General features: G+C 50.9%; 9 protein-coding genes. 2 read left to right on the forward strand and 7 right to left on the reverse strand.

Annotation, left to right across the window (positions count from 1 at the left end; translation table 11 throughout):
* Positions 1-167 precede the first annotated feature (167 nt).
* A complete protein-coding gene (locus HAV38_RS07035; protein WP_168053853.1) occupies positions 168-815 on the forward strand; it encodes a deoxynucleoside kinase in 648 nt (215 codons plus the stop codon).
* Between the two features lie 2 nt (positions 816-817).
* Positions 818-1,657 carry a 3-methyl-2-oxobutanoate hydroxymethyltransferase gene (gene panB / locus HAV38_RS07040; RefSeq protein ID WP_168053855.1) on the forward strand — a complete coding sequence of 280 codons (840 nt, stop codon included), beginning with the start codon at positions 818-820 and terminating at the stop codon, positions 1,655-1,657.
* 208 nt (positions 1,658-1,865) lie between these two features.
* Here the strand turns inward: panB and can are convergent, their stop codons facing one another.
* The 7 genes from can to HAV38_RS07075 all read right to left on the reverse strand — a co-directional run bounded on the left by can (position 1,866) and on the right by HAV38_RS07075 (position 11,949).
* Entirely contained in the window at positions 1,866-2,528 is a 663-nt protein-coding gene (gene can / locus HAV38_RS07045; RefSeq protein ID WP_168053857.1) for a carbonate dehydratase, read from the reverse strand.
* A gap of 250 nt (positions 2,529-2,778) precedes the next feature.
* Positions 2,779-3,915: a molecular chaperone DnaJ gene (gene dnaJ / locus HAV38_RS07050; RefSeq protein ID WP_168053859.1), complete on the reverse strand. Its 1,137-nt coding sequence runs from the start codon at positions 3,913-3,915 to the stop codon at positions 2,779-2,781.
* Positions 3,916-4,297: 382 nt separating this feature from the next.
* A complete protein-coding gene (dnaK, locus tag HAV38_RS07055; RefSeq protein ID WP_168053861.1) occupies positions 4,298-6,235 on the reverse strand; it encodes a molecular chaperone DnaK in 1,938 nt (645 codons plus the stop codon).
* A 163-nt stretch (positions 6,236-6,398) separates the two neighbouring features.
* A complete protein-coding gene (grpE, locus tag HAV38_RS07060) occupies positions 6,399-6,938 on the reverse strand; it encodes a nucleotide exchange factor GrpE (RefSeq protein WP_168053863.1) in 540 nt (179 codons plus the stop codon).
* 752 nt (positions 6,939-7,690) lie between these two features.
* On the reverse strand, positions 7,691-8,797 hold the full coding sequence (gene hemH / locus HAV38_RS07065; protein ID WP_168053865.1) for a ferrochelatase: 1,107 nt from the start codon (positions 8,795-8,797) through the stop codon (positions 7,691-7,693).
* A gap of 267 nt (positions 8,798-9,064) precedes the next feature.
* Positions 9,065-10,744, reverse strand: a complete 1,680-nt coding sequence (gene recN, locus HAV38_RS07070; RefSeq protein WP_168053867.1) for a DNA repair protein RecN — start codon at positions 10,742-10,744, stop codon at positions 9,065-9,067.
* 278 nt (positions 10,745-11,022) lie between these two features.
* Positions 11,023-11,949 carry an NAD kinase gene (locus HAV38_RS07075; protein ID WP_168053869.1) on the reverse strand — a complete coding sequence of 309 codons (927 nt, stop codon included), beginning with the start codon at positions 11,947-11,949 and terminating at the stop codon, positions 11,023-11,025.
* Positions 11,950-11,961 lie beyond the last annotated feature (12 nt).

Genomic DNA, 11,961 nt, shown 5'->3' on the forward strand with positions numbered 1-11,961 from the left:
AAAGCGTTTACACTACGATCAGCGTTAATATTTTTTCGTGATTGCAGAATTTTCGCACCCGACGCGCTCCGCGATTATGGCGTGAGGATGAAGGCTTTAACATTGATGCCGCTCAGCAACGTTACCTGCGAATTGCCCCTTAATCGAAACCACTTTATCGTCCGACTATGAATCTACATAATTACAGGTACGTCGTTGTTGAAGGCCCTATCGGGGTCGGCAAAACAACCTTGACCCAAAAAATAGCTACGCATATGGGCGCGCAGGTGTTGCTGGAACAGCCGGAAAGTAACCCTTTTCTGGAGAAGTTCTATGCCGACCCGGCGCGCTATGCGCTATCGACGCAGATGTTTTTCCTATTAAAGCGCATCAATCAATTGCGCAGTCTGGCGCAAGGCGAAATGTTCGAGGCAACAACTGCGGTTGCGGCAGATTTCTTGCTCGATAAAGATCCGATCTTCGCGAACCTGACGCTCGCAAATGACGAGCTTAAATTGTATCAACAACTTTACGATCAGTTGCGACCCCAAGTGCTGTCACCGGACCTGGTGATTTATCTGCAGGCTGAGCCCGGAACGCTCCTGGAGCGTATCAAAAAACGCGGCATCCCGATGGAAGCTGGAATTACCCCAGAGTATCTGAAGCGCTTATGTGAAAGCTATAGTCGGTTCTTTTACGACTACGAAGCCGCGCCGTTACTGATCGTGAATAACGAACATATGGATTTATCCGGCAGCGATGCCGATTTTGACTTACTACTGGCGCGCATTGATAGCATGCGCGGCAAGCGTGAATTTTTTAATCGCGGAGAATAAAGATGGCAGGTTATTTGCAGGGAGACACACCTCCAGCGTCGCAGGTACGCACCAAACCGGTCACGATCCCGGCGTTGCAGACCATGCGTACAAAAGGTGAAAAAATTACCATGCTGACTTGCTACGATGCTAGTTTTACGGCATTGCTGGACCGTTGCGGCATCGACACAATATTGGTGGGCGATTCACTCGGGATGGTATGTCAGGGGCATTCTTCAACGCTTCCGGTATCGGTGCAGGACATCGCCTATCACACCGCCAGTGTCAGTCGCGCTAAACCCACCGCTTTGATACTCGCCGATTTACCGTTCGGGAGCTATGGCACCCCGGAGATGGCATTTACCAACGCAGTGCAACTGATGCAGGCTGGCGCACAAATGGTCAAACTGGAAGGCGGTGCCTGGTTGGCACCCACCGTTCGGTTTTTGATTGAACGCGGGATTCCGATATGCGCGCATCTGGGCCTCACTCCGCAATCGGTGCATCAGTTGGGCGGGTACAAAGTACAAGGTAAAACTACCGAGGCAGTCGAGCAAATTAAAGCGGACGCGTTGGCTTTGCAGGCGGCCGGTGCCAGCATGGTGGTGCTGGAAGCCATTCCTGCCACGCTGGGCAAAGAACTGACCGCGCTGTTGACGATGCTTACTATCGGTATCGGCGCAGGGCCTGACTGCGCTGGACAGGTATTAGTGCTGCACGACTTGCTGGGAGTTTTTCCAGGGCACAAGGCCCGTTTCGTCAAAGATTTTATGGAAGGCAAACCAAACATTGACGCCGCTATCAAAGCTTATATTGCGGCGGTGAAGGACACATCGTTTCCTGGGCCGGAACATTGCTTCTAAAGACGACGTTTCAACATCATCCTAAAAACAAAAATCCCCAATGGCTTCTGACCGATTGGGGATTTTTTGCCATCATCAGAGATATAAAGTAACAGGTGGACCGAACCGATATCCCCGGAAGTAGATTAGAAAGCCTTCCAGGTTCTTGGGGCACCATTTTTAGCCGACGACACCTCGTGCATCCGGCGTACTCTATCGGCAATCAACTTTAGTCGTAACGCTTAAGACTGCAAGCCATCGCTTTTGGCAAATCATCCGGTTTGCTGGCGGTTACCCCTAAATCGCGCAACAAGCCATCCTGCAAGCCGTAAACCCAACTATGGATAGTCAGTTCCTGCCCGCGTTCCCATGCATCCTGCACGATTGTAGTTTGGCAGATGTTCGACACCTGTTCCATCGAGTTAAGTTCGCACAAGCGATCATGGCGTATCTGTTCGGACAACGCTTCTCCGAGATACCGCTCATGCTTTTGATGAACGTCCTGCACATGGCGCAACCAGTTGTCAGCCAGCCCGACGCGGCGTTTAGTGAGCGCAGCATGCACGCCCGAGCAGCCATAATGACCGACGACAAATACATGCTTCACTTTCAATACATCGACTGCAAATTGCAGGACTGACAAACAGTTCAAATCGCTATGTGCCACAACGTTGGCAATATTCCGATGCACGAATAATTCACCGGGTCGCAGACCCAGTAATTCGTTTGCAGGAACCCGACTATCAGAACAACCGATCCAGAAATAATCTGGAGATTGTTGTGCCGCCAGAGTCTTAAAAAACGTAGGTTCCCGTGCCGTCATCGCGGCAGCCCATTTTCGGTTGCTTTCAAAAAGCTGTTCCCGGGTCAGGACATTTTTGTGCTCTATCATTGTTTTCCATTCAGAGAAGCGCGCAATCGCCATGATTATATTAATAGCTCATGTAAATCCGCATGAACGCCATTTTATCTAAAATGCGGTTGGATTTTTATTTTTTTCATATTGGCAAGCATCATTGAGACGAGAAACCTCGGTCAAGACATTATAAGCCCCATAAAAAAGCCGCGGATCAGTCTCGATCAGCGGCTTTTGTCGATTTGGCAACATCTACAATTTAACGCACGATTTTTCTGGCTCGTGCTTAATCGAAGAATTCCTTAACCTTATCTTTCCACGATTTGCTTTGCGGATTGTGTTTAGCACCACCTTCGGTCGTCAACTCGTCAAATTCGCGCAAAAGATCCTTTTGACGCTCGCTCAATTTAACGGGTGTTTCGACCACTACATGGCAAAACAAGTCGCCAGCGTAGCCTGAACGTACGCCTTTTATCCCCTTGCTGCGCAAACGGAACGTCTTGCTGGACTGCGTGCCTTCCGGAATCGTAAACGAGACTTTGCCATTGAGCGTCGGTACCTCAATTTCGCCACCTAAAGCCGCCTTGGCAAATGAGATCGGCATTTCGCAATGCAAATCGTCACCATCACGCTGAAATACACCGTGTTGCTTGATGTGAATTTCAACGTATAAGTCGCCCGGAGGGCCGCCGTTGGTGCCCGGCTCGCCGTTACCGGAGGACCGAATGCGCATACCGTCGTCAATCCCTTCAGGTATTTTTACCTCAAGCGTCTTGTTACGTTTGATGCGTCCTGCGCCCGCGCAAGTTGCACAGGCCTCGGCAATTACTTTACCGCTTCCATGACACTTAGGGCATGTTTGCTGGATACTGAAAAATCCTTGCTGCATCCGCACCTGCCCATGACCGCCACAAGTCGAGCAGGTGACCGGCTCAGTGCCGGGCTTGGCACCACTGCCATGACACGGTTCACACGCATCCCACGAAGGCACCCGAATAGTGGTGTCGAAGCCGTGCGCTGCCTGCTCCAGTGTAATTTCAAGGTTGTAGCGCAAGTCCGCGCCGCGATACACCTGAGGACCAGCACCACGACCGCCGCGTGCCGCGCCGCCGCCTCCAAATATGTCCCCAAAGATGTCGCCAAAAGCATCGGCAAAACCGCCGCCATTGCTACCGCCACCGCCGCCGCCCATGTTTGGATCAACACCGGCATGACCGTAACGGTCATAGGCCTCACGTTTTTGGGGGTCCGATAGCATCTCGTAGGCTTCTTTGCCTTCTTTGAATTTATCTTCCGCACCTTTACTATCCGGATTACGGTCCGGATGGTGCTTCATCGCGAGTTTGCGGTACGACTTCTTGATTTCTTCATCAGAAGCGTTTTTCGCAACTCCCAGAATTTCGTAAAAATCACGTTTCGCCATGTTTTGGCACCTAACTTATTGTATAAGAACACGTTTGCCGAATGCTACGCGTTGCGGTTAATCGGTTACTAACCAGTGCGGTTTATGACCAGACCAGACCAGACCAGAGCCAGGGCCAGCGCCAGCGCTTAACTTTTGCGCCTGACCCCTTTGCCTTTACGCCCCTGAAATAACTTTCTCAGCGCTCTCGTCCTTACATCATCGATCATTTGACGACCCGGATATTCCGGTCCGACTACGCAACCCCGGGACCAAAATAACCCTCCGCATGCAGCGACACGGCATTTTGTTCTAAGCGAAAACGCCGAACAGAGCTAAAAGCTTTGTCCGGCGCGTCAATGCAGCACTTTGGAAAAAGTCCAAGGCACTGCCCGGACGGGTTTTACTTATCTTTTACTTCTTTAAAGTCGGCATCAACGACGTCGTCTTCTTTCGGCTTGCTTTCCGATGCACCAGGCGCGGCGCTTTCAGCACCGCCGGCAGCGGCTTGCTTCGCTTGCATGTCGGCATACATCTTTTCACCAAGCTTTTGCGCTGCGGTGCTTAATGCTGCTGATTTATTGTCGATGGCGGCTTTATCGCTGCCCTTCAACACTTCTTCCAGCTCCTTGATCGCCGCTTCGATACTTTCTTTCTCAGCCGCTTCCAGCTTATCGCCGTATTCAGCCAGTGACTTGCGAGTTGAATGGACTAACGCGTCACCCTGGTTATGCGTTTCGGCTAGTTCTTTCAAGCGCTTGTCGTCTTCCGCGTTCAATTCCGCATCGCGCACCATTTTTTGGATCTCATCTTCGGTCAAACCAGAGTTTGCCTTAATGGTGATCTTGTTTTCTTTGCCTGTTGCTTTGTCTTTAGCGCCGACGTGCAAGATACCGTTTGCGTCGATATCAAAGGTGACTTCGATCTGCGGTGTACCGCGTGATGCTGGCGGGATACCTTCAAGATTGAACTCGCCCAAGCCTTTATTACCGGCTGCCATCTCGCGCTCGCCCTGAAACACTTTGATCGTCACGGCTGGCTGATTATCATCGGCAGTCGAGAATACCTGGCTGAACTTGGTAGGAATAGTCGTGTTTTTCTTGATCATCTTGGTCATCACGCCACCCATCGTCTCGATACCGAGCGACAGAGGAGTAACGTCTAGCAGCAACAAGTCCTTACGATCGCCGGACAAGACCGAGCCCTGAATCGCTGCACCGACGGCAACCGCTTCGTCCGGATTGACGTCTTTACGTGCATCTTTGCCGAAGAATTCTTTAACCTTTTCTTGTACCTTAGGCATACGTGTCATACCGCCGACCAAAATGATGTCGTCAATGTCGGTAACTTTAACGCCAGCATCCTGAATCGCGATACGGCATGGTGCGATGGTCTTCTCGATCAATTCTTCGACCAAAGACTCTAGCTTGGCGCGTGTCATCTTCATTGTCAGATGCACGGGTGCGCCGTTGGCCATGGCAATGTACGGCTCGTTGATTTCAGTCTGTTGCGACGACGACAATTCAATCTTGGCGCGCTCCGCAGAGGCTTTGATACGTTGCAACGCAATCGCATCTTTACCCAGGTCGATACCGTTAACTTTCTTAAATTCTTCCAGGATGTAATCGATCATGCGTTGGTCGAAATCTTCACCGCCCAGGAATGTATCACCGTTAGTCGACAACACTTCAAATTGCATTTCGCCATCGACATCAGCGATTTCAATGATAGAGATGTCGAAAGTACCGCCACCCAAGTCATAGACAGCAATCTTGCGATCGCCTTTTTCAGTCTTGTCCAGGCCGAACGCCAACGCTGCTGCGGTTGGCTCGTTAATGATACGTTTAACGTCCAGACCGGCGATACGGCCAGCGTCTTTGGTTGCCTGACGTTGGGCGTCATTAAAGTACGCAGGAACGGTAATGACTGCTTCTGTGACTTCTTCGCCGAGGTAGTCTTCAGCGGTCTTCTTCATTTTGCGCAATACTTCTGCAGCGATTTGTTGCGGGGCCAGTTTTTTGTCGCGCACGGCAATCCATGCGTCGCCGTTGTCGGCTTTAGTGATCTCGTAAGGCATCAATGAGATGTCTTTTTGTACTTCTTTTTCGTCGAATTTGCGACCGATCAGACGCTTGGTTGCGTATAGCGTGTTTTTTGGGTTAGTAACGGCCTGACGTTTAGCAGGCGCGCCAACCAAGATCTCGCCATCTTCCTGATAAGCAATAACGGATGGTGTGGTGCGCACGCCTTCCGAATTTTCGATAACCTTAGGCTTGCCGCCTTCCATGATGGAAACGCAAGAATTGGTGGTACCGAGATCAATACCGATAATTTTACCCATGATGCAGTCCTTTACTAAATTTGTTTAATTTTGATATGCTAAATATTGGGAGAAAAATCACGCTTTCAAGCCTTTTCAGGTGTAAATAAGCATCTATTTTTTGATTTTCACGCTGTTTTAATGCTCATTCAGCTTTCATTTACCCACTCTGGCTTGTGACACCTTACTTGCTCTGCGCGACCGTCACCAATGCTGGACGTAACAAACGGTCCGAAATCATATAGCCTTTTTGTAAAACGCTGACAACCGTATTGGCTTCTTGCTCTGCTGGCACCATCGAAATCGCTTGATGCTTCATCGGATCCAGGCGCTCGCCCGATGCTGGTGCGATTTCTAATAAACGGTTCTTGTCAAACGCGGCTACCAATTGCTTCAACGTCATTTCTACGCCTTCTTTCAATGACTCAATCGATGGCGTTTCTAGCTTTATGGCGATTTCCAGACTATCTTTGACCGGGACCATTGCTTCAGCAAAATTCTCAATCGCAAATTTGCTGGCACGGGCGATATCTTCTTGCGCTCTGCGACGCACGTTCTCGGTGTCTGCCTTAGCGCGCAGGTATGCATCCTGCAGTTCCGCGATCTTGGCTTGCGCTTGCGCCAGTTCGATTTCCAGAGGTGACTCGGGTATCACCGCAGCTTGTTCCTGGGCGACGGTGCTCTCGTTTTCAACTTGTGCGGTCTGCTTTTCCATATCTTCCATTCCAAAATCTCCAGCAAAAAATTAATGTCTAAATAAGGTTTTTAACTATTTCGGGCGATTATATTGCGTTGCATTAATAACACCAATGAATGCCGCGAATCAATGCACACGACCCGACCATCGTGCGAGCGCAAGCTACGGGCGAGGTCCTGCGAATTGTTGCGTAGATAATACACAGGTTAAAACACTGGTAACTTACGATTCATAGATCTTATCGAGGCTATTCCTGTCTATGTTTAGCCAAATGGGGATATCCCCTACATTTACAAGGGGTTTACTCGACGTCCAAACACGCGCAGCAACAATTTGTTTCATATTTTACCGCTTAAGGTTTGCTGCAACGCGGCACGAGATTTATGATTTGCTTACTGCTTTAATTTATAAAAATTTAAGACGGTTTAATAACCTTAAGGATTTTATAGGTGATCATCATGAAACTGTCTCTTATTTCCGCCCTTACGCTGGTATATATCACTCTAGCCGCTGGATGGATCAGTTATTCCCATTTGGTAGCCCTGTACTAATATACTTAGCCGCCAGAGAGCCGCGAACACGATGGAAGATAGCTTGTAGCGAAATCTATCTGTTCGCGCCCGACCAATCTCGGGAGCGCAGTTTTCTCGCCATTTACAATACGTTCGTTATATTAGAGGTGACGATTTTTGTTGCCGCGTCACCCCCTCACCGAACTTAATCAACTCCTTTATTGCATCTACGCTTGGATGTGCGTCGCATTTGCTTCGATTCAGCCCTTACACCGTTGCTCCCACCCGCATAGCCTCTTCCTTCTGTACTTTTTCCTGTAATTTTTGCTCTGCAACGTCGCTTGGACTCAAAAGTGTCGGCCAGCCGATTAGTTGCTCCTCTACCACAGTGGAAAGTCCTTTGATCCAATCCACAGACTCGTTCAAGCATGGAATCAGATAAAACTCCTTGCCGCCGGCCTTCAGGAAATCGGCCTTTGCTTCCATTCCAATTTCTTCCAGCGTTTCCAGGCAATCACTGGTAAAGCCCGGGCACATCACGTCCACCCGAGCGACGCCTTGTTTAGCCAGTTTTTCCAGAGTGGGCGCGGTGTAAGGTTGCAGCCATTCTGCTTTACCAAAACGGGACTGAAACGTGACCATGTATTGTTCCTGCGACAGGTCGAGAGCGTGCGCAAGCAAGCGTGCCGTTTTATAACATTCGCAGTGATATGGATCACCTAGCAACAGAGTGCGCTTGGGCACACCATGAAAGCTCATCACTAACTTATCCGGCATGCCGTTCATTGACCAGTGCGCCAATACTGACTCTTTTAATGCCTCGATATAAGCTCGATGATCGTGATAATGCTTTATCAGGCGCAATTCCGGGACATTGCGCACCGCGGCAAAATGGCTAAAAACCGCATCAAAAATAGAGGCGGTCGTGGTCGCCGAATACTGCGGATAAGCGGGCACTATCAGCACGCGATCACAACCATCTGTTTTTAATTGATCCAGCACAGACGACACCGACGGGTTGCCATACCGCATGGCGTAGACCACCTGCACCTTATGACCGCGATGCCCCAGATAACCGCGTAATAACGTAGCCTGCTTTTCAGTATGCACTTTGAGCGGCGAACCTTCATTGGTCCAGATCGCCGCGTATTTTTGCGCAGACTTGCCGGAGCGAAACGGCAGAATGATCAAATGCAGAATCAGCCACCAGATCGCTCGCGGAATCTCCACCACGCGGGTATCCGAAAGAAACTCTTTCAGATAGCGGCGCACGGCGCTGGAGGTTGGCGCGTCCGGCGTTCCCAGGTTAACAAGTACAACCGCCGTTTTGGGCGTGGTGCCATGTACGAAAGGCGGCTCTTTACGAAAGCTCATGCGAAGTTCCTAAAAAATAATCGCGACATGCGGATGCACGCGATTTTGACAGTTCAAGGTGCCGGGTGGTGCAAGGCCGACCATCCGGTAGTGCGGCATGTCCAGCGGCTTGTCCGGCCCGGCATAAAAGTAAAGTAAAAAATGTCCGATAAGCGGATTATTCGTGTCCTCGACGGATCGTGGTAACTTAGGAGCAACTTGATGCAATTAGCGGCAACTTAACAGTGTAATAGTGGTGAAACTCCAGGGGGTTTCTGGTGTTGCATTTTATGATGCGAGCAACTCGCGTGCGTGCTTGCGGGTCGTCGCTGTAATTTCCAGTCCGCCCAGCATTCGGGCGATTTCTTCCACACGGCCTTTAGTATCCAACCCATCAATTGCCGACACCGTTTTGTTTGCCACGCTTTGTTTACTGACCTGAAAATGCTGATTTGCCTGACTGGCGACCTGTGCCAAATGGGTCACGCACAATACCTGCCGGGCTTGGCCGAGACGTTTGAGCAAACGCCCCACTACCTCTGCAACACCACCGCCAATACCGCTATCAACCTCATCAAAAATCAACGTAGGTGTGGCGGTCGCGCTAGAGGTAATCACCGAGATTGCCAGCGCGATCCGCGCCAGTTCACCGCCCGAAGCCACTTTTGCCAATGGCCGCGGCGCTACCCCAGCATGACCTGCGACCAAAAATTCAACCTGCTCGATCCCATATATGGCCGGATCACAAGGATTTAAGGCGACCACAAAACGACCGCCGCTCATACTCAGCTCTTGCATTGCTGCGGTGACGAGATTAGTCAGGCCTTTGGCTGCCTTAAGACGGGCCTTTGAGAGTTTTTGCGCCAGTCCGAGATAGATCGCCTTCAGCTTTTCTTCTTGCGCACGCAACGCGTCCAGATCACTGGCATCGGCCAACTGCTGTAATTGGGCTGAGAGTGTCAACAATTCACGTGGGATAGCGTCAGGCTCCAACCGAAACTTGCGCGAAGCTGAGTGAATCGCCTCTAACCTGCGATCCACTTCATGCAACCGTGCGGGATCCAGTTCGACCCGGCTTAAATAGTCATTCAGGGCGTACACGGCCTCTTGCAGCTGAATGCGCGCGGGTTCCAATGCTTCAAGAACCGGCTTCAAATTAGCATCTACGTCAACTAATTTACCGATCTTGATATTCAAACTCGATAGCTGCGATAACATCGGCGCGTCCGCTTCAGAGATCAGATTTAACGCTTCCTGCGCGCCTTCGATCAGGCTTGCTGCATGCGACAAGCGACTATGCTCGTTGGTAATCTCGTCCCACTCGCCGGGTTTCACGGCAAGCTTTTCCAGTTCGCTAACCTGCCACTCAAGACGCTCCCGTTCCAGCAATACATTTTTGGCATTAGTCTCAAACTCTTGGCGCTGGCGCGATAATGCGCGCCAATTTTTATACGCTGCGCCAACGGCCTGCAAATCTTCCTGCAAACCCGCTTGCCCGTCCAATAATAAGCGTTGCGAGTCTGCCTTTAGCAAAGATTGGTGCGCATGCTGTCCATGAATATCGACCAGCATTTCGCCTAGCTCGCGCAATTGTCCGGCGGTTGCGGCGATGCCGTTGATATAGGCCTTGGAGCGCCCTGCATTATCGATTACCCGCCGCAAAAGCACGGCACCGTCTTCGCTGTCGAACTCGTTTCCGGTCAGCCATGCCCTGACCGCTTCGCTGGTATCGATCGGACTGCCTTCGTAGCGATTGGATACTGAAAATTCAGCACTGATATCCGCTTTTGCCGCACCTTCGCGCACCACACTGGCGTCGCCCCGACCGCCCAAGGCCAATGCCAGTGCGTCGATAAGGATGGATTTGCCGGCACCGGTCTCACCAGTGAAAACAGTAAAGCCAGAGGCCAAATCAAGCTCAATGGCATCAACGATAACAAAATCGCGAATGGAAAGGGTGCGCAGCATGGTCGAATGAATTTAGGTGATGGGAAAAATAATCGGTTACAAAGAAAGCGAACACTGAATTGATCGCCTAAGCGCCTGACGAAGTGGCTGAAGCGCAGTGTACTGCAATTGCTCAATGAGGACGCAGGATCGGGGCCCTCGCACTAAGGAGGACTTACGCAAAACCGTCCTCGTAACGGGCTTGCCAATCCTGCCGACGCAGACAGTACGCTAGTACCGGGCCGCGTAAGGTGGCAAGGAAAGCACAACGCCGCCAGGCCAATTTTGCGTAAGTCCTCCTATCGCAAGTGACCGTCTGCGGAGGGATACTCATTCCAATGTAACTTCTGGCGTAGTGTTTCATAGTAACTCCAGCCCGAGGGATGTAAAAAAGTAATAGTATGCTCGGAACGCTGAATGACAATGCGGTCACCCACTTGCAAACTAGTGAGAGACTGCATATCAAAATTAACATTAATTTCACGTCCGTTGACGATCTCAATCACGATTTCACTCGTATCCGGGACCACAATTGGCCGATTTGACAATGCATGCGGCGCAATCGGTACTAACAAAATGCCAGTCAGCGACGGATGCAGTAACGGGCCGCCAGCTGATAGCGCGTAGGCGGTAGACCCGGTCGGCGTCGATACGATCAGGCCATCTGAGCGCTGGTTATACATAAAGCGACCATCAACATCTACCCGCAACTCTGCCATGCCGGAGGTTCCCCCCCGTGAGACGACGATGTCGTTAAACGCAAGGGCACTAAAAATAACCACGTCGTCGCGCTTAACCACACCTTGCAATAAAGTACGACGCTCGGACTCGGCGTTGCCGTCCAGCATTTCGGCCAGGACCGGCAGCATCCGCTCCAGAGAAATATCGGTCATGAATCCAAGACGGCCTTGATTGATACCAATGAGAGGCACGTTATAGGGTGCCAAATGTCGGGCGATTCCCAACATAGTACCGTCACCGCCGACAATAATCGCGGCGTCAGCCTGCTCGCCGATCTGCTCCGGCGTCATGGCCTCAAACCCCTTCAGCGCAATGTTTTGGGCCGTCTCGGCCTCGAACACCACCTTGTGTCCGCGCACTTGCAGAAAGTCGGCAACCTCAGTTAATGACTCATCAATACCGACGGCAAAGTACTTGCCCACAATCGCGATGGTTTTGGGCAAACACGGTTGATTCTTTGAACGAGATAAATTTATAGGCCACATGCTGGCGATTAG

Source organism: Glaciimonas immobilis (assembly GCF_011947285.1).
Classification (GTDB): Bacteria; Pseudomonadota; Gammaproteobacteria; order Burkholderiales; family Burkholderiaceae_D; genus Glaciimonas; species Glaciimonas immobilis.